The organism is Streptomyces sp. NPDC060028 (assembly GCF_042736725.1).
Lineage (GTDB): Bacteria > Actinomycetota > Actinomycetes > Streptomycetales > Streptomycetaceae > Streptomyces.
This window is the reverse complement of sequence record NZ_JBHWVJ010000071.1, coordinates 9,658-31,486: the sequence shown is the minus strand read 5'-3', so window position 1 is coordinate 31,486 and position 21,829 is coordinate 9,658. Positions and strand designations below refer to the sequence as shown.

The following is a 21,829-nucleotide window of genomic DNA, read 5'->3' as shown; positions in this document are numbered from 1 at the left end:
CGACCGTCTCGGCTACGTCCTCAAGGACGCCGGCGCCCTCGCCGTGCTCACCGAGACCCGCCACGCCCCGATGATCGAGGAGATTCATGAGGGCCCGCTCGTCGTACTCGACCGAGAGACCGGCTCGGAGCACTGGCAGAGTCTTCCGGCTGCGAATCCGGCGCTGGCTGGCCACCCGGATCAGCTGATCTACGTCATCTACACCTCGGGCTCCACCGGCAAGCCCAAGGGCGTCTGCCTCAGCCACCGCAACGTCCTGCGGCTGCTCACCACGGCCTACCGGCACTACGAGTTCTCCGCCGCGGACGTCTGGCCGCTCTTCCACAGCTACGCCTTCGACGTCTCCGTCTGGGAGATGTGGGGCGCACTGCTGCACGGCGGCAAGCTCGTCGTCGTCCCGGCCGCCGTCACCCGCTCGCCCGACGAGTTCCTCGACCTGCTCGTCGAACAGCAGGTCACCGTCCTCAACCAGACCCCGTCCGCCTTCCGCTCCCTGGTCGTCGCCGCGGCCGAGGGCGACCCGCGCATCGACCGGCTCGCCCTGCGCGCCGTCGTCTTCGCCGGCGAGAAGCTGACCGTGCCGGACCTGGCGCCGTGGACGGACCGGCGCGGCCTCGCCGCCCCGGCCCTGCTCAACATGTACGGAATCACCGAGACCACCGTCCACACCACCTTCTACGAGGTGACCGCGGCCGACCTCGCCCCCGACGCGAGCAACCCCATCGGCGTCCCCCTCGACGACCTGCGCGTCCACCTCCTCGACGCCTGGGGCGAGCCCGTCCCCGTCGGCGTCTTCGGCGAGATCCACGTGGCCGGCCCCGGCGTCGCCCGCGGCTACCTCGGCCGCCCCGGCCTGACCGCCGAGCGGTTCGTGCCCGACCCGTGGGGCCCGGCCGGCTCGCGCCTCTACAAGAGCGGCGACATCGCCCGCCGGCGCCCGGACGGCAGCCTCGAATTCCTCGGCCGCGCCGACGGCCAGATCAAGATCCGCGGCTACCGCGTCGAACTCGGCGAGATCCAGGCCGCCCTCGCCGCCCTGCCCGGCATCCACGACGCCGTCGTCGTCCTGCGCGAGGACACCCCCGGCGCCAAGGAGATCGTCGCCTACCTGATCACCGCCGAAGGCGCCGCCCACGACCCCGCCGAGCTGCGCGAGGCCCTGGCCCGCGACCTCGCCCCGTACATGATCCCGGCCGCTTTCGTCACCCTGGATCGGCTGCCGCTCACCACCAACGGCAAGCTCGACAAGCGCGCCCTGCCCGCCCCCGGCAGCGACGCCCGACGCGCCACCGGTGCCCGCACGGCCCCCCGTACACCCGCCGAGCAGCGCATCGCCGAGGTCTGGGAAGAGGTCCTCGGCCTCGACGCCCTCGGCGTCGACGACAGCTTCTTCGAGCTCGGCGGCGACTCCATCCGCGCCGTCGCCCTCGTCGGAGCCCTGCGCGCCGCCGGCTTCGACGTCACCGTCCGCGACGTCTTCGACCGCCGTACGGTCGCCCGCCTCGCCGAGCTCGTCACCGGCCGCACCGCGCCCGCCGAAAACCCCGAGCCGGTCCGCCCGTTCCAGCTGATCCGCCCCGGCGACCGCGACCGGCTTCCCGACGGCCTCACCGACGCCTACCCGCTCTCCCAGGTGCAGACCGGCATGGTCCTGGAGATGTCCCTGCCCGGCAGCGCGAACAACTACCACAACGTCACCAGCTTCCGGATCCGCGACGAGCACTCCTTCGACCACCGGGCACTCGTCGAGGCCGCCCGCATCGTCACCGCCCGCCACGAGGTGCTGCGCACCTCCATCGACCTCGACGGCTACTCCGTCCCGATGCAGCTCGTGCACGCCCAGGCCGAGATGGCCGTCGGCAGCCGGAACCTGCGCGGCCTCGACGAGGACGAGATCCGCGCGGCGATCCTCGACCACACCGCCCGCGAGCGCGCCGACGTCTTCGACCTCTCCGTGCCCGCCCTGATGCGCTTGTACGCGCACGACACCGGCACCGGCGGCTGGTGGCTGTCGGTCACCGAATGCCACCCCGTCCTGGAGGGCTGGAGCCACCACTCCCTCCTCATGGAGATCCTCGACCTGTACGCCGCCCTGCGCGACGGCCGCCCGGTCCGGGAGCCCGCGCCCACCGCGATCCGCTTCGCCGACTTCATCGCCGAGGAGGCCCGGGCGCTCCAGGACGACTCCCACCGTGCCTACTGGTCCCGGATCACCGACGAGTACGCCCCGATCGCCGCCCCGGCCGGCTGGGGCGAGGCCGCCGGCTCGCCGCGCGCCATCCACGTCATCGAGGTCCCCGTCGAGGACCTGTACGACCGGCTGCGCACCCTCGCCGCCCGCAGCCGCGCCTCGTTCAAGAGCGTCATGCTCGCCGCCCACCTCAAGGTGATGAGCCAGCTCACCGAGCAGACCCGCTTCACCGCCGGCCTGGTCTGCGACGCCCGCCCCGAACTGCTCGACGCGGACCGGGTCTACGGCATGTACCTCAACACGCTGCCCTTCGCGCACGACGCCGGCGTCGCCGCCACCTGGAGCGAGCTCGTCGCGCAGGTCTTCGCCGCCGAGGTCGGGCTGTGGCCGCACCGCCGCTTCCCGCTGCCCGCCGTGCAGCGCCTGGCCGGCGGCCGCCAGCTCATCGAGGTCTACTTCAACTACCAGGACTTCCACCAGGTCGACCTGGACCGCGTCGACTACCTCGCCAGCATCGACGACAGCCCGACCGAGTTCCCGCTGACCGTCTCCAGCCGCGCCGGGCACATCATCGTCACCGCCAACGGCCGCGCCCTGTCGCGGGACAACGCCGAGCGGGTCGCCGCGATGTACCGCCGGGTGCTCGTGGCCATGGCCGCCGACCCCGAGGGCGACGCGCGGGCCGTGCTGCTGCCCGCCGACGAGCGGGCCCGGGTGCTGGAGGAGTGGAACGACTCCTCCACGGCGGCCGTCGCCGGGACCGTGCCGGAGCTGTTCGCGGCGCGGGCTGCGGCCGTCCCGGACGCGGTCGCCGTCACCGGTGGTGGTGTGTCGCTGTCTTACGCGGAGCTGGACGCGCGGTCGGAGGTGCTGGCGCACCGGCTGGTGGCCGAGGGTGTGCGTCCGGGTGACGTGGTGGGTGTGCTGCTGGAGCGGGGTGTGGAGCTGCTGGTCGCGCTGCTCGCGGTACAGAAGTCCGGTGGTGCGTACTTGCCGATGGACGCCTCGCACCCGGCCTCCCGGCTGGCCGGGATCGTGGCCGATGCGGTGCCGGGCGTCCTCGTCACCCAGGAGTCGCTGGCCGGCACCGCCGCCGAGATCCACTCGGGTGCGCGGATCTCCGTGTCCGATACGGCCGAAGTTCTCGGTCGGCTTCCGGTGATCGACCGGGAGGCGGTGGCGTACGTCCTGTACACCTCGGGTTCGACGGGCAGGCCGAAGGGCGTGCAGGTCACGCACGGGGCGCTGGGCAACCTCCTCGTGGGCATCCGCCGGGTGTTGGGTGTCGCGGAGGCGGGGGAGTCCTGGCTGGCTTCCACGTCGGTGTCCTTCGACATCTCGGGGCTGGAGCTCTACCTGCCGCTGATCGGCGGCCACCGCGTGGTCGTCGCGCAGGGCGGGGAGGACCTGGCGGAGCTGGTGGCCACCGAGCGCGTGACGCACGTGCAGGCCACCCCGTCCGGCTGGAAGCTGCTGCTCGCGGCGGGCTTCACGGGCGCCGGGACCACGGCCCTGGTGGGCGGTGAGGCGCTGCCGGTGGAGTTGGCGGGTGAACTGCGTTCGCGTGTTGGTCGGTTGGTGAACGTCTACGGTCCGACGGAGACCACGATCTGGTCGTCGGCGTGGGAGGTTCCGCAGGAGCCGGAGGCGGTGTCGATCGGTTCTCCGATCGACAACACGCAGTTCTATGTGGTCGATGGGCTGATGCAGCCGGTGCCGTTGGGTGTGGTGGGTGAGTTGTGCATCGCCGGTGACGGTGTCGCGCAGGGGTATCTGGGGCGCCCGGATCTGACGGCGGAACGTTTCGTCCCGGACCCGTTCGGTCCGGCCGGCACCCGGCTGTACAAGACGGGCGACCTGGCGCGGCGGTTGTTCGACGGTTCGCTGGAGTTCCTGGGCCGGACGGATCACCAGGTGAAGATCCGTGGTTACCGGATCGAGCTGGGGGAGATCGAGTCGCGGCTGCTGGCGCATCCGCAGGTGCGCGACGCGGCAGTGATCGCCCGCACGGAGGAGTCCGGGGACACCTGGCTCGTCGGCTATGTGATCCCGGCCGATGGAGAGTTGGACCAGGCTGCCGTACGGGGCTTCCTGCGCGAGGAGCTGCCCGACTACATGGTGCCGGGTGCCTTCGTGGAGCTGGAGGCGTGGCCGCTGAACACGGCCGGGAAGCTGGACCGCAAGGCGCTCCCGGCGCCGACGGATTTCGCGGTGGCCGCCGAGTACGTGGCTCCGCGCACCGGGACCGAGGCACGGCTCGCCGAGGCCTGGGCCACCGCGCTCGGTCACGAGCGGGTCAGCGTCGAGGACAGCTTCTTCGACCTCGGCGGCGACTCCATCCGCGCCATCGGGCTGGCCTCCGAGGTCCGCGCCGCGGGCTTCCACGTCTCCGTGCCCGACATCTTCACCCACAACAGCGTGGCCGCCCTCGCCCGCCACCTGGACGGCCGCGAGGCCCCGGTCGCCACGGCCGTGGAGTACGTGCGGCCGTACGCCCTCGTCTCCGAGGCCGACCGGGCCGCGCTGCCGGCGGGCGTCTGCGACGCCTACCCGGTCTCCCAGGTGCAGCTCGGCATGCTCGTGGAGATGGACCTGGACGAGGAGCAGGCGGCGTACCACAACGTCGACGGCTTCGAGGTCCAGGACGACCGGCCCTTCGACGCCGCCGCCCTCCAGCGGGCCGCCGAGGAGCTCGTCGCCCGCCACGAGGTGCTGCGCACCGGCTTCGACCTCACCGGCTACAGCGCCCCCCTCCAGCTGGTCCACGCGAGCGCGCCCACCACGGTCGCGGTCGCCGACCTGTCGCTGCTGGACCCGCGGGCTCGTGAGCGGGCCGTCATCGCGCACGAACAGGCCGAACGGCAGGCGGTGTTCGCCGTCGCCGAGCCCCCGCTCGTCCGTTTCTCCGCGCACGTCCTGACCGGCGACACCTGGCACCTCACCCTCACCTACGCACACCCCGTGCTGGAGGGCTGGAGCTACCACGCCCTCCTCGGCGAACTGCTCACCGTCTACCGGGAGATCCGCGACACGGGCGCCGCCGAGGCCCCCGAGGCGACCTCCGCCCGGTACGCCGACTTCATCGCGGGCGAGCTCGACTCCCTCGCCGACGAGGCCGACCGCGCCTACTGGCAGTCCGTCGTGGACGGCAACGCGGCGCTGGAGCTGCCGGCCGGCTGGGGCGGGGAGCCGGGTGTGCGCCGCTCCCCTGTCGCCTTCGGCGACCTGGAGCCGCGGCTGCGCGAGCTCGCCGCCGCGACGGGCACCTCGTTCAAGAGCGTGCTGCTCGCCGCGCACCTGGCGGTGATGAGCCGGCTCACCCCCGAGCAGTCCTTCCACAGCGGCCTGGTGGCCGACGCCCGTCCCGAACTCCCGGGCTCCGAGCGGGTGCTGGGCATGCACCTCAACACCCTGCCGTTCGCCCACGACCGCAGCGCCGCGACCTGGAGCGAGCTCGTCGCGCAGGTCTTCGCCGCCGAGATCGCGGTGTGGTCCCACCGGCGCCACCCGCTGCCGGCCATCCAGCGGCTCGCGGGTGGCCGCCAGCTGCTGAACGTGTACTTCAACTACCAGGACTACGGGCGGGTCACCGACGGCAGCCTGGAGCACGCGGGCGCCTCGGCGCAGCTCGCCGACCCGCAGGAAGGCCCGACGGAGTTCCCGCTGACCGTCGCCACCCGCAAGGGGCACCTGGTGCTCACCGCGCACGGAGCGGTGCTCTCGCAGGAGAGCACCGATCGCATCGGAGCCATGTACCGCCTGGCCCTGGAGGCGATGGCGGCCGACCCCGCGGGCGACGCCCAGGCGCCGCTGCTGCCCGAGGGCGAGCGCGCCCGGGTGCTGGCGGAGGGCAACGACACCGCCACCGCCGTCACGGCCGGGACCGTGCCGGAACTCTTCGCGGCGCGGGTCCTCGACACCCCGGAGGCGCAGGCGGTCACCGCCGCGGGCCGGTCCCTCTCGTACGGGGAACTGGACGCCCGCTCCAACCGGTTCGCCCGCCACCTGCTCGCCATGGGCGTACGCCCGGGTGACGTGGTGGGTGTGCTGCTGGAGCGGGGTGTGGAGCTGCTGGTCGCGCTGCTCGCCGTACAGAAGGCGGGGGCGGCGTACCTGCCGCTCGACGCCTCGCACCCGGCTTCCCGGCTCGCCGGGATCGTCGCCGACGCCCGCCCCTCCGTCCTGGTCACCCAGGACGCGCTCGGGCCGCTGGCCGACGGGATCCACTCCGGGGAGTGGCTGCTGGTCGACGGCACGGACTCGGCCGTCACCGCCGAACTGGACGCGGACCGGCTGGAGATCCCGGTCGACCCGGCTTCGGTGGCGTACGTCCTCTACACGTCCGGTTCGACGGGCAAGCCGAAGGGCGTGCAGGTCACGCACGGGGCCCTCGGGAACCTCCTCGTCGGCATCCGCCGGGTGCTCGGGGCCGGCTGGGGCGAGACCTGGCTGGCCTCCACCTCCGTCTCCTTCGACATCTCGGGGCTGGAGCTCTACCTCCCGCTGATCGGCGGCCACCGCGTGGTCGTCGCCGAGAGCGGCGACGACCTGGCCGAGCTCGTCCGCGAGCAGGAGGTCACGCACGTGCAGGCCACCCCGTCCGGCTGGAAGCTGCTGCTGGAGTCCGGGCTCGCCGACGCGGGCCTGACCGCCCTGGTGGGCGGTGAGGCGCTGCCGGTGGAGCTGGCCCGCGAACTGCGTTCGCGTGTTGGTCGGTTGGTGAACGTCTACGGTCCGACGGAGACCACGATCTGGTCGTCGGCGTGGGAGGTTCCGCAGGAGCCGGAGGCGGTGTCGATCGGTTCTCCGATCGACAACACGCAGTTCTATGTGGTCGATGCGCTGATGCAGCCGGTGCCGTTGGGTGTGGTGGGTGAGCTGTGCATCGCCGGTGACGGTGTCGCGCAGGGTTACCTGGGGCGCCCGGATCTGACGGCGGAACGTTTCGCCCCGGACCCGTTCGGGCCCGCCGGCACCCGGTTGTACAAGACGGGTGACTTGGCGCGGCGGTTGTTCGACGGTTCGCTGGAGTTCCTGGGCCGGACCGATCACCAGGTGAAGATCCGTGGTTACCGGATCGAGCTGGGGGAGATCGAGTCGCGGCTGCTGGCGCATCCGCAGGTGCGCGACGCGGCGGTGATCGCCCGCACGGAGGAGTCCGGGGACACCTGGCTCGTCGGTTATGTGATCCCGGCCGGCGGAGAGTTGGACCAGGCCGCGGTACGGGGCTTCCTGCGCGAGGAGCTGCCCGACTACATGGTCCCGGGCGCCTTCGTGGAACTGGAGGCCTGGCCGCTGAACACGGCCGGGAAGCTCGACCGCAAGGCGCTCCCGGCCCCCTCCCGCGGCGCCGAGAGCACATATATAGCTCCCCGCACAGACGCCGAGGCGAGCATCGCTCATGCCTGGGAATCAGCTCTCGGGCTCGAACGGGTGAGCGTCGAGGACAGCTTCTTCGACCTCGGCGGCGACTCCATCCGGGCGGTCTCCGTCGTCGGTGCGCTGAAGGCACTGGGCCACCGACTCTCCGTTCGAACGATCTTCACGTACCAGACCGTCGCCGAGCTGGCGGACCATCTCGCGGCGCAGGCACAGCAGGAGGACACCGTGTCACCGACGAACATCTCCACCCGGACGGCAGGGGCGGCCGACGCGGCAGAGGCGCTTGCCGGTGCGCTCGCGGCGGCCGGCATCGACCTCGCCGCAGGCGGCCTCTCCGACCAGACCTCGGTCGCCGACCTCCTCGCCCTGCTCCGCACCCAGGCCGCCCCGGCCGCCGCCGAGCCGCAGCCCGCGCCCGGGGAGGGAGGCCTCGCCCCTTTCGCCCTGCTCACCGATGAGGACAGGGAACGGATACCCGAGGGCCTCGCCGACGCCTACCCGCTTTCCCAGGTGCAGACCGGCATGGCCGTCGAGACCCTGGTCGAGGACGGCGGCGACGACTACCACCGCGTGACCTCCTTCCGGGTCCGCGACGGGCAGGCCTTCTCCCGTACCGCGCTGGAGGCGGCGGCCCGCGCGGTCGCCGCCCGGCACGAGATCCTGCGCACGTCCATCGACCTCACCGGCTACTCCGTGCCGATGCAGCTCGTCCACGCCTCGGCCGTGATCCCCCTCCACGTGGAGGACCTGACGGGCATCCGGGACGAGGAGTCGCTCACGCGGGCCGTCCAGGCCCACGTGGCGGTCGAGGAGTCCCGCCCCTTCGACCTCGCCGACCACTCCCTGCTGCGCATCGCCGCGCTGGTCGAGAGCGACCAGGCCTGGTGGCTCTCCCTGACCCACAGCCACATCGTCCTGGAGGGCTGGAGCCACCACTCCCTCCTGATGGAGATCCTCGACGTCTACCGCACGGTCCGCGACGGCGGCGACCCGGACGCCGGCCGCGAGCCGGTGCCCGCCCGCTACGCCGACTTCATCGCCGGGGAGCTGGAGTCCCTCGCGGACGAAGGCGACCGCGCGTACTGGGCGCACACCGTCGACGCCTTCCCCGCCTTCGGCCTCCCGGCCGGCTGGGGCGAGCCCTCCGCGCAGGACGGCCGCGGCTACCGCCTGCCGGTCGCCTACTCCGACCTGGAGCCCGGGCTCAAGAAGCTGGCCGAGCGGGCCCGCGTCTCCGCCAAGAGCGTGCTGATCGCCGCCCACCTGAAGGTGATGAGCCAGCTCACCGAGGAGTCCCGCTTCTCGGCCGGCCTGGTCACCGACGCCCGCCCCGAGCTGCTGGGCGCCGAGCGGGTGTGCGGCATGCACCTCAACACCGTGCCGTTCGCCCACGAGGCCGGGACCGCGGCCACCTGGACCGGGCTCGTACGCCAGGTCTTCGACCGCGAGATGGAGCTCTTCGAGCACCGCCGCTACCCGCTTCCGGCGATCCAGCGGCTGGCCGAGCCCGGCCAGTCCGTCGTCGAGGTGCTGTTCACCTACCAGAACTACCACCAGGTCGACACCGAGCTGATCGACGTCGAGGCCAACCTGGGTGACGCCACCTCGCAGTTCCCCCTCGCCGTCACCACCCTCGCCGGGCACCTCGTCCTGACCGCCAACGAGCGGGACCTCGCCCGGCCCCAGGCCCAGCGGATCGCGGACATGTACCGCCTCGTCCTGGAGGCCATGGCCGCCGACCCCGAGGGCGACGCGCGGGCCGTGCTGCTGCCCGCCGACGAGGAGGCCCTCGTCGTCACCGGCTGGAACGACACCGCCACCGAGGCCCCGGCCCCGACCGTGCCGGAGCTGTTCGCGGCGCGGGCCGCGGAAGCGCCGGACGCGGTCGCCGTCACCGGCGGCGGTGTGTCGCTGTCGTACGCCGAGCTGGACGCGCGGTCGGAGGTGCTGGCGCACCGGCTGGTCGCCGAGGGTGTGCGTCCGGGTGACGTGGTGGGTGTGCTGTTGGAGCGGGGTGTGGAGCTGCTGGTCGCGCTGCTCGCGGTGCAGAAGTCCGGTGGTGCGTACTTGCCGATGGACGCCTCGCACCCGGCCTCCCGGCTGGCCGGGATCGTGGCCGATGCGGTGCCGGTCGTCCTCGTCACCCAGGAGTCGCTGGCCGGCACCGCCGCCGAGATCCACTCGGGTGCGCGGATCTCGGTGTCCGACACGGCCGAAGTCACCGGGCGGCTTCCGGTGATCGACCGGGAGGCGGTGGCGTACGTCCTGTACACCTCGGGTTCGACGGGCAGGCCGAAGGGCGTGCAGGTCACGCACGGGGCGCTGGGCAACCTCCTCGTCGGCATCCGCCGGGTGCTCGGCGAGGCCCGGGCCGACGAGTCCTGGCTGGCCTCCACCTCCGTCTCCTTCGACATCTCGGGGCTGGAGCTCTACCTGCCGCTGATCGGCGGCCACCGTGTCGTCGTCGCGCAGGGCGGGGAGGACCTGGCGGAGCTGGTGGCCGCCGAGCGTGTGACGCACGTGCAGGCCACCCCGTCCGGCTGGAAGCTGCTGCGGGAGGCGGGCTTCTCCGACCGCTCCGTGACCGCTCTGGTCGGCGGCGAAGCCCTGCCGGTGGAGCTGGCCCGCGAACTGCGCGCCCACGTCGCCCGGTTGGTGAACGTCTACGGTCCGACCGAGACGACCATCTGGTCCGCCACCTGGGAGGTCCCGGCCGAGGCCGCCGCCATCTCCATCGGCTCCCCGATCGACAACACCCAGCTGTACATCGTCGATGCGTTGATGCAGCCGGTGCCGTTGGGTGTGGTGGGTGAGCTGTGCATCGCCGGTGACGGTGTCGCGCAGGGGTATCTGGGGCGCCCGGATCTGACGGCGGAACGTTTCGTCCCGGACCCGTTCGGTCCGGCCGGGACCCGGTTGTACAAGACGGGCGACCTGGCGCGGCGGTTGTTCGACGGTTCGCTGGAGTTCCTGGGGCGGACGGATCACCAGGTGAAGATCCGTGGTTACCGGATCGAGCTGGGGGAGATCGAGTCGCGGCTGCTGGCGCATCCGCAGGTGCGCGACGCGGCGGTGATCGCCCGCACGGAGGAGTCCGGGGACACCTGGCTCGTCGGTTATGTGATCCCGGCCGATGGAGAGTTGGACCAGGCCGCCGTACGGGGCTTCCTGCGCGAGGAGCTGCCCGACTACATGGTGCCGGGCGCCTTCGTGGAACTGGAGGCGTGGCCGCTGAACACGGCCGGGAAGCTGGACCGCAAGGCGCTCCCGGCGCCGACGGATTTCACGGTGGCCGCCGAGTACGTGGCTCCGCGCACCGAGACCGAGGCACGGCTCGCCGAGGCCTGGGCCACCGCGCTCGGTCACGAGCGGGTCAGCGTCGAGGACAGCTTCTTCGACCTCGGCGGCGACTCCATCCGCGCCATCGTCCTCGTCGGCGCGATCCGCTCGGCCGGCCTCCAGGTCGCCGTCCAGGACGTCTTCGAGCACCGCACCATCGCCGCCCTGGCCCGCCACCTCGGCGGCCCGGCGGACTCCGGCGAGGCCGCCGGGCCCGTGGCGGAGGTCTACGTCCAGCCGTACGCCCTCCTCTCCGACGCCGACCGGGCCGCGCTGCCCGCCGGGGTCACCGATGCCTACCCGGTCTCCCAGGTGCAGCTCGGCATGCTCGTCGAGATGACCCTGGACGACGACGGTGCCGCCTACCACAACGTCGACGCCTTCCGCGTCCGCGACGGCCGGCCCTTCGACGCCAACGCCCTCCAGCGGGCCGCCGAGGAACTGGTCCTGCGCCACGAGGTGCTGCGCACCGGCTTCGACCTCACCGGCTACAGCACCCCCCTCCAGCTCGTCCACGCCGACGTGCCCGTCGAGGTGCCCGTCACCGACCTCGGCGCACTGTGCGCCGAGGACTTCGGCCCGGCCCTGCGCGCCGTCAACGCCGAGGAGAGCGGCCGCCCCTTCGACACCGCCCGTCCGCCGCTGCTGCGGGTGCGCGCCGTCCTGGAGGACGACGCCACCTGGTGGCTCGTCCTCACCCACGCCCACCCCATCCTGGAGGGCTGGAGCTACCACTCCCTGATGAGCGAACTGCTCGTCTGCTACCGGGAGTTCACCGAACAGGGCTTCTTCGCCCCCACCGACCGCCCGGCAAGCCGCTACGCCGACTTCATCGCCGCCGAACTGGCCTCCCTCGCCGACCCGGCCGAAGAGGAGTACTGGCGTACGGCCGTCGCCGAGCACGCCGTCCTCGAACTCCCCGCTGCCTGGGGCGACCCCCAGGGCGCGGAGGTCGAGGCGGGCGCCGACCGGGACCGCCCGTACGAGACGGTCCAGGTCAACGTGCCGACGTACGACCTGATGCCCCGCCTGCGCGAGCTGGCCACCACCTCCGGCGTCTCCCTCAAGAGCGTCTTCCTCGCCGCCCACCTCAAGGTGCTCGGCCAGATCACCGAAGAGGCCTCCTTCCACACGGGCCTCGCCATCGACGCCCGCCCGGAGACCGCCGGCGCCGACCGGGTCGCGGGCATGCACCTCAACACCGTGCCCTTCGCCCACCTGCGCACCGCCGGCACCTGGCGCGACCTGGTCCGCCAGGTCTTCGACCGCGAACTCGCCCTGTGGCCGCACCGCCGCCACCCGCTGCCCGCCATCCAGCGGGCCGCGGGCGGGCGCCGCCTCCTCAACTCCGTTTTCAACTACCTGGACTTTCACCAGGTCGACGCGGACCTCGTCGACGAAGAGGCCAGCACCGGCATCGGCTCCACCGAGTTCCCGCTCGCCGTGATCTCCCGCGGCGGCTGGCTCGGACTGCGCTCCGACACCCGCCACCTCACCGCCGCCCAGGCCGAGGGCCTCGGCGAGATGTACCGCCAGGTCCTGCTGGCCATGGCCGCCGACCCCGAGGGCGACGCCCGCGCCACCTTCCTCCCCGAGGCCGACCGGGCGCTGATCCTGCGCGCCCCGGCCGCGGCCGCCACCGCCCCCGTCACCACCACCCTGCACTCCCTCTTCGAGGACCAGGCGGCCGAACGCCCCGACGCGGGCGCCGTCACCGCCGCCGGCGCGACCCTCTCGTACGGCGAGGTCAACGCCCGCGCCAACCGGATCGCGCACCGGCTGCGCGCCCTCGGCGTCGGCGCCGAGGACATCGTCGGCCTGTGCCTGGGCCGCGGCCCCGAGCTGGTGCCCGCACTGCTCGGCATCCTCAAGGCGGGCGCCGCCTACCTGCCGATGGACCCGTCCCAGCCCGCCTCCCGCCTCGCCTTCATGACCGAGGACCAGGGCCTCAAGGTGGTCCTCACCGAGTCCGCCCACGAGCGGGCCGCGGCCGCCGCCCACTCCGGCGCGGTCCTCGTCCTCGACGGCCCGCAGACGGCCGCCGCGCTGGCGGCGCAGCCCGACACCGACCCGGCGCCCCTGGCCGAGCCCGGCAACCTCGCGTACGTCATCTACACCTCCGGCTCCACCGGAGTCCCCAAGGGCGTCGGCGTCACCCACGCCAACGCCGTGCGCCTGATGCTCGCCACCGAGGAGCGCTTCCCGCTCGACGACCGGCACGTGTGGCCGCTGATCCACAGCCACGCCTTCGACGTCTCCGTCTTCGAGCTGTGGGCCGCCCTGCTCTACGGCTCCCGCCTCGTCGTCGTGGACGCCGACACCGCCCGCAACCCCGACGAGCTGCTCGACCTGCTCGTCGCCGAGAAGATGACGGTCCTGCTCAACAGCCCGTCCGCCTTCCGCGGCCTCGCCGCCGCCGTGCAGCAGGGCGACCCGCGGATCGACGAACTGACCCTGCGGGCCATGTTCTTCGGCGGTGAGAAGCACGACGGGGCCGCCCTGGCCCCCTGGACCGACCGCTTCGGCCTGGACGCCCCGCAGCTCGTCGAGCTGTACGGGCCCACCGAGGCCACCGTCCAGGTCACCCACCACCGCATCACCGAGGCCGACCTGGCGAGCGAGCACGGCATCCCGCTCGGCCGCCCGCTGGCCGACACGCGGATCCTCGTACTCGACGAGGACGGCCGGCCCGTCCCGGTCGGCGCCCCCGGCGAACTGACCATCGGCGGCCCGGCGCTCAGCCGCGGCTACCTCGGCCGCCCGGCCCTGACCGCCGACCGCTTCGTACCCGACCCGTACGGGGAGCCGGGCGCGCGGCTCTACCGCACCGGCGACCTGGCGCGGCTGCGCCCGGACGGCGGCCTGGAGTTCCTCGGCCGCACCGACAGCCAGATCAAGATCCGCGGCTACCGCGTCGAGCTCGGCGAGATCCAGTCCCTGCTCGTCGCGCACCCCGCCGTCCGGCAGGCCGCCGTCGTCACCGACGAGAGCGCCCCGGGCGACCCGCGGATCGCGGCCTACGTCGTGCCGGCCGACGCGGAGGCGGGCCTGCCCACCCCGGGCGAGCTGGCCGAGTACTGCCGCGAGCGGCTGCCCGAGTACATGGTCCCGGGCGCCTTCACGGCCCTGGCCGCCATCCCGCTGATCTCCAACACCAAGGTCGACCGCAAGGCCCTGCCGGCGCCCGACTGGGCGGCGCTCGCCGCCGACCAGCCGTACGTCGCCCCGCGCACCGGGGACGAGGAGTGCATCGCGGCCGTCTGGGCCGAGGTGCTGGGCCTGCCCCGGGTCGGTGCCGAGGACGCCTTCTTCGACATCGGCGGCGACTCCATCCGGGCCGTCTCCCTCGTCGGCGCCCTGCGCGCCGCCGGGTACGCCCTGTCCGTACGCGACGTCTTCGACGCCCGTACGGTCGCCGGTCTCGCGGCCCTCGCGGCCGCCGGCACCGGCCACGACGACGGCGGCCACCGTGCGGTGGAGCCCTTCACCCTGGTCCCGGCCGCCGACCTGGCGGCCCTGCCGGCCGGCCTGACCGACGCCTACCCGGTCTCCCAGGGGCAGCTCGGCATCCTCGTCGAGATGCTCGCCGAGCCGGCCGGGCACAAGTACCTCAACGTCAACGCCTTCCGGATCCGCGACGACCGGCCCTTCGACGCGGCCGCCCTCGGGCAGGCCGTGGCGATCCTCGCCGGGCGCCACGAGGTGCTCCGCACGGGCTTCGACCTCACCGGCCACAGCGTCCCGCTCCAGCTCGTGCACACCGACGTGACCCTGCCGGTCGCCGTGCACAGCCTGGCCGGACTGGACGCCGAGGGTGTGGACGCGGCCGTCGGCCGCTACCTCGCCGAGCAGCGCGCCACCCCCTTCGACCTGGCCGTGCCCTCCCTGCTGCGGGTCTGCGCACTGGTCGAGGACGGCCCCGTGTGGTGGCTCGGCCTCGCCGAGTGCCACGCCATCACCGAGGGCTGGAGCCACCACTCCATGCTCATGGAACTCCTGGGCCTCTACCGCCAGTTGCGCGACGGCCGCGAGCCCGAGGGCTGGACCGCCCCCGAGGTCCGCTACGCCGACTTCGTGGCCGGCGAGCTGGAGTCCCTGGCCTGCGCCGAGGACGAGGCGTACTGGCGCGGGATCACCGCCCGCTACGAACCCTTCGCCCTCCCCGAGGGCTGGGGCGACGCCGACTCGGCCCCCGAGCCCTACCTGGTGCGGGTGCCGTTCGCCGACGTGGAGCCGGGCCTTCGCGAACTGGCCCGCCGCTCCCGCGCCTCGATGAAGTCCGTCCTGCACGCCGTCCACCTGGCCGTGCTGGCCCGCCTCACCGACCAGCGGGAATTCTCGGCGGGACTCGCCACCGACGCCCGTCCCGAGGCGCTCGGCGCCGAGCGGGTCCTGGGCATGCACCTCAACACGGTGCCCTTCGCCCACGACTCCTCATCTCGCACCTGGCGCGAGCTCGTGGCCCGGGTGTACGAGCGGGAGGCGGCGACCTGGCCGCACCGCCGCCACCCGCTGCCCGCCATCCAGCGGCTCGCGGGCGGCCGCCGCCTCGTCGACGTCGCCTTCAACTACCAGGACTACAAGCAGCTCGACACCGACCTGATCGACATCGGCTCCAGCGCCGGCGCCGCCGCCACCGAGTTCTCGCTGATCGTCACCACCCTCAACGGGCACCTCAGCCTCGCCACCCACACCGGCGTCCTGCGCCGCGAGGAGACCGAGCGCATCGCCTCCATGTACCGCGGTGTCGTACTGGCCATGGCCGCCGACCCCGAGGGCCTGGCCCTGGCGCCGCTCCCGGACGGCGAGCGCGAACTGCTCGCCGCCTGGGGCACGAAGGACGTACGGGACCGGCCCGACACGGTGACCTCGCTGTTCGCCGCCCGCGTCGCCGAGGCCCCGGACTCCGTGGCCGTATCCGCCGGCGACCTGGCGCTGACCTACCGCGAGCTCGACGGGCACGCCGCCCGCCTCGCCGCCCGCCTGCGGGCCGCCGGAGTCGGCCGGGGCTCGGTCGTCGCCGTCGGCCTCGACCGCAGCGCCGAACTGCCCGTCGCCCTGCTCGGCGTACTCAAGGCCGGCGCGGCCTACCTGCCGCTCGACCCCGCCTACCCGGCCGACCGGCTCGCCTTCATGCTGGCCGACTCCAGGGCGGCCGCCCTGGTCACCGCCGAGCGCCTGACCGGCTCCCTGCCCGCCTGGGACGGCCCGGCCCTGCTGGTCGACGCCACCGCGGCGCACGACGGCGGCCCGCTCGCCCCCGCCCTGGAGCAGCACCCGGACGAGCCGGCCTACGTGATGTACACCTCCGGCTCCACGGGCACCCCCAAGGCCACCGAGGTCACCCACCGAGGGGTCGTCCGCACCGCCCGGGACGACGCACTGACCCGCGTCGGCGCGAAGGACGTGGTCTCGCACGTCGCCAGCGTCTCCTTCGACGGCGCGACCTGGGAGCTGTGGAGCGCCCTGCTCGGCGGCGCCCGCCTGGAGGTCCTCGACCGCGACACCGTCCTGGACGCGCAGGCCCTGGCCGCCGCCGTCGAGAGCCGCGGCATCACCGCGATGATCCTCACCACCTCGCTGTTCAACCACGTCGCCCGCACCATCCCGGGCACCCTCGCCGGGCTGCGCACGGTCATCTTCGGCGGTGAGACCGCCGACGCCTCCACCGTCCGCGACCTGGTCCGCTCCGGCGGCCCGCGCCACCTGGTGCACGGCTACGGCCCGACCGAGAACACCACCTTCTCCACCGTCCACGAGGTCACCGACGTCCCCGACGGCCGGGCGTCCGTACCGATCGGCGGCCCGGTCGGCAACTCCCGCCTCCACGTCCTGGACGCCGAGCAGCGGCCCGTGCCGCGCGGGGTCCCCGGCGAGCTGTACGTCGGCGGCCCGGGCCTGGCCCGCGGCTACCGGGGCCGGCCGGCCCTGACCGCCGCCCGGTTCGTACCCGACCCGTACGCCGAGCCCGGCGCCCTGATGTACCGCACCGGCGACCTGGTGCGCTGGCAGGCCGACGGCACGCTCGACTTCATCGGCCGCGCCGACCACCAGATCAAGCTGCGCGGCTACCGCATCGAGCCGGGCGAGATCGAGTCCGCGCTCCAGACCCACCCCGCCCTCGACCACGCGGCCGTCGTGCTGCGCGAGGACAACCCGGGCGAGAAGCGCCTCGTCGCCTACGTCGTCCCCGTACCCGGCGCCGGGCAGCCGCCGCTCCCCGCGGACCTGCGTGACCATCTGGCCGACAGCCTGCCCGACTACATGGTCCCCGCGGCCTTCGTGGTCCTCGACCGGATGCCGCTGACCGCCAACGGCAAGCTCGACACCCGCGCCCTGCCCGTCCCCGCCGCCGACGCCCTCGCCGCCGCCCGCGGCGGGGCCGCCCCCGCCACCGAGGACGAGATCCGCATCGCCGCCGTCTGGACCGAGGTCCTGGGCATCGACGGGATCTCCGTCACCGACAGCTTCTTCGACCTCGGCGGCGACTCCATCCGCGCCGTCACCCTCGTCGGCGCCCTCAAGACGGCCGGCTACGGCGTCACCGTCAGCGAGGTCTTCGAACACCGCACCATCGGCAAGCTGGCCCTCGCGGTCGCCGGCCGCGAGGTCCAGGAGACCCGCTACGTCGAACCGTTCGAGCTGCTCGGCGAGGCCGACCGGGCCCTGGTGCCCGCCGGCGTCACCGACGTCTACCCGCTCTCGCAGCTCCAGACCGGCATGCTCGTCGAGCTGCTGGCCTACGACGGCCCGGCGGCGAACAACTACCACAACACCACCTCCTTCGACATCCGCGACGGGATCCCCTTCGCCCCCGACGCGATGCGCGAGGCGGCCCGCCGGGTCACCGCACGCCACGAGGCCCTGCGCACCTCCATCGACCTGGACACGTACTCCGTGCCCATGCAGCTCGTGCACGCCGAAGCCGAGATGCCGGTGACCGTCCACGACCTGACCGGACTGGACGACGACGGCTGGCGCGCCCGGGTCCTGGACATCAGCCGCGGCGAGCAGCAGCGCCTGTTCGACATGGCGAAGCCGCCCTTCGTCCGGCTGGGCTTCGCCGTCGGCGACGCCGGCTGGCGCATGTTCCTCAGCCTCAACCACACCATCCTCGAAGGCTGGGGCCACTACAGCCTCTGGATGGAGCTGCTCACCACCTACGCCGCCCTGCGCGACGGCCAGGAGCCCACCCCGGCCGCCCTGCCGCCGCTGCGCTTCGCCGACTTCATCGCCGGCGAGCACGAGTCCCTGGCCTCGGCCGAGGAGCGCGCGTACTGGCGCGGGATCGTCACCGACCACGCCCAGTTCACCCTCCCGGCGGCCTGGCGGCAGCCCGAGGAGAGCGGCAAGTCCTTCTCCGTCACCGTCTCCCTGCGCGACATCCAGCCGCGCATCAAGGCGGCGGCGAGCGCGGCCGACGTCCCGGTCAAGAGCGTGCTGCTGGCCGCGCACCTGAAGGTGATGGCCCAGCTCACCGAGGAACGGGACTTCTACACCGGGCTCGTCTGCGACACCCGCCCCGAACTCCCCGGCGCCGAACTCGTGTACGGCATGTACCTCAACACCCTGCCCATCCACCACAAGGGCGGCGCGCGCACCTGGCGCGAGCTGCTCACCCGGGTCTTCGCGCAGGAGACCCAACTGTGGCCCAACCGGCGCTTCCCGCTGCCGGAGGTGCAGCGCGAGGCGGGCGGCCGCCGGATCATCGACGTGTTCTTCAACTACCTCGACTTCCGGCAGATCGACACCGAGCTGATGGACCTCGGCTCCAGCCTGCGCGAGGGCGGCACCGAGTTCGACCTGGCCGTCACGACCATGGCCGGTGAGCTCGGACTGCTCACCGACACCCGGGTGATGAGCCGCGAGCAGGCCCGGCGGCTCGGCCGGATGTACCGCCTCGTACTGGAGGCGATCGTCGAGGACCTCGACGGCGACGCCACCGCCGTCCTGCTGCCCGAGGAGGAGCGCGAGCTGCTCCTCGGCGAGTGGGCCGGACCGGCCGCCGCCGCGTACGACACCACCCCGGTGCACCGGCGCTTCGCCGCCCGGGCCGCCGAGCAGCCCGCGGCGACCGCCGTCGTCACGGCGGGCGTCCCGCTGAGCTACGGCGAACTCGACGCCCGCTCCAACCGGTTCGCCCATCACCTCCTCGGACTGGGCGTCGGCCGCGGCGACTTCGTCGCGATCCTCCTGGAGCGCGGCCCCGAGATGCTGGTCGCCGTGCTCGGCGCCCTCAAGGCCGGCGCCGCGTACCTGCCGCTCGACCCGGAGACCCCGGCCGAGCGCCTGGCGTACCAGCTCGCCGACAGCAAGGCGCCCGTCCTGGTCACCCAGGAGTCCCTCCTCGCCGCGGTGCCCGCCGCCGGCGCGGCCCGCCTCGTGGTCCTGGAGCGGGAGGCGGGCGCCATCGCCGGCCGCCCGCAGCAGGATCCGGAGGTGGCCGTCGACGGCGACGACCTCGTCTACACCATCTACACCTCGGGCTCCACGGGCCGCCCCAAGGGCGTGCTCATCACCCACGCCGGCCTCGCCAACTACCTGGGCTGGGCGCTGGAGTACTACGGCATGGACGGGGCGAACGGGGCGCCGATGTTCGGCTCCATCGCCTTCGACCTGGCCGTGCCCAGCTTCCTGCTCCCGCTGATCTCCGGCCGCGACGTCACCATGGTCCCCGGCGACCGCGGCCAGGAGGCCCTGCCCGAACTGCTGCGCGCCGGCGGCGACTACAGCATCCTCAAGATCACCCCGGCCCACCTGGACCTGGTCACCGCCGCCCTCGGCGAGGACACCGTCCTGGACTCCGTACGCACCTTCGTGGTCGGCGGCGAGGAGATGAAGCCGGAGATGGTCGCCGGCTGGCGGCGCACCGCCCCCGGGGCCCGGATCGTCAACGAGTACGGCCCGACCGAGACCGTCGTCGGCTGCGTCGTCCACGAGGCCACCGCCACCGACACGGCCGACACCGCCGCCGGCGCAGCGCCCGTGCCGATCGGCCGCCCCATCACCAACACCGAGGCGTACGTGCTGGACGCCGGGATGCGCCCGGTGCCCGCCGGAGTCGTCGGCGAGCTCTACCTCGGCGGCGCGGGCGTGGCCCGCGGCTACGGCGGGCGGCCCTCGCTCACCGCCGAGAAGTTCGTCCCGCACCCCTTCACCGACCGCCCCGGAGCCCGCCTCTACCGCACCGGCGACCTCGCCCGGTTCCGCCGCGACGGCAGCCTGGACTTCCTGGGCCGCGGCGACGACCAGGTCAAGATCCGCGGCTACCGCGTCGAACTCGGCGAGATCGAGGCGACCCTGCTGCTCGCCCCCGGCGTCAAGGACGCCGTGGTGCTGGCACGCTCGCAGCGGCCCGACCGCCCCGGCGAGCGCCGCCTCGTCGCCTACGTCGTCCCCGCCGACGGCGCCTCGCCCACCCCGGCCGAACTGGCCGCGGAGCTGCGCCGCACCCTGCCCGCCTACATGGTCCCGGCGGTGTTCGTCGCCCTCGACGCACTCCCGCTCGCCGTCTCCGGCAAGGTGGACAGGAAGGCCCTCCCGGCCCCCGGCCAGGACCGGATGCCCGACACCGGACGGCCCCCGTACGTCGCCCCGCGCACCGCCACCGAGGAACTGCTCGCCCGGATCTGGGGCGAGGCGCTCGGCCTCGACAAGGTCGGCGCCCACGACAGCTTCTTCGACCTCGGCGGCGACTCCATCATGGTGCTCCCGCTGATCTCCGCCGCCCGCAAGGCGGGCCTCGCGATCTCGCTGCGCACCCTGTACGAGAGCGAGACCCTCGCCGAGCTCGCCGCGGCCGTGGCACCCCGAGCGGCGGCTCCCCGTACCGCCCGCGGCATCCCCTCCCCGGCCGAGGCGATGATCGAGAACCAGGTGCCCGGCGTCAGCGTCGCCGTCATCCGCGACGGTGAACTCGCCGAGGTCCGCGGCTTCGGCGTCACCTCGGCGGGCGGCGGCGCCCGGGTCACCCCGGACACGCTCTTCCCCGCCGCGTCCATGAGCAAGTTCGTCTCCGCGCTCGGCGTCCTGCGCCTGGCCAAGGACGGGCTCATCGACCTCGACGAGGACGTCAGCCGCCACCTGACGAGCTGGCGGGTCCCCGGCGGGGCCGTGGTCACCGCCGACCAACTGCTCCGCTTCACCGCCGGCATCACCCACCCCGAGACCGCACTGGAGAACCACTTCTACGGGCGTACGGAGCCCCGGCCCACCGCGGCCGAGATCCTCCACGGCCGGGCCCCGGCCAAGACCCCGCCGGTGGTGCTGGAAGGCGTACCGGGCCGGGTGTTCATGAAGAACAACGTCAGCTACACCGTCCTGCAACAGCTCGTCGAGGACGTCACCGCCACCCCCTTCCCGCAGTACATGCGGGAGAAGGTGTTCGCACCCCTGGGGATGACCGCCAGCGCGTACGAGCCCGAGGTCCCCGCGGGCCCGGCGGTCGCCGTCGGCCACGGCGAGGACGGCGCCCCGCTCCCCGAGGGCTCCCTCGCCCACCCCGACACCGCGGCCGCCGGCCTGTGGACCACCGCGGCCGACCTGGCCCGGGTGCTCCTGGAGATCCGCCGCGCCCACCGCGGCGAGCCCTCCGAGGTGCTCGACCCCGCCCTCGCCGACCGGATGCTCACCGTCGTCGAACCCGGCCGCTTCTACGGCACGGGCTCGATCGTCGACACCACCGGAGGCGACCTCGAGTACGGCCACACCGGACGCACCTCGGGCTTCCACGCCCTCGCGCTCAGCCGCCTCGGCTCCGGTACCGGCGTGGTGGTCCTCACCAACGCCGACTCGGGACGGGCCGTGCTCAAGCAGGTGCTGGCCTCCGTACGCGACGAGGACGAGGCCTGGGCCGGCCGGGGCGAGATGACCCGGCTGTGGGAGCAGGGCCGGATCAACCCCGACGCGCAGGACTGA

At 73.5% G+C, this 21,829-nt stretch carries 1 protein-coding gene (cut by a window edge); it reads left to right on the top strand.

The genetic code is table 11. The features are described 5' to 3' along the window. On the top strand, positions 1-21,829 hold the 3' portion of the coding sequence (locus ACFWBF_RS28235) for a non-ribosomal peptide synthase/polyketide synthase (protein WP_385606835.1). 1,748 nt of this gene lie to the left of the window's left edge; the window shows 21,829 of its 23,577 coding nt (coding positions 1,749-23,577); its start codon lies beyond the left edge, outside the window; it ends in the stop codon at positions 21,827-21,829.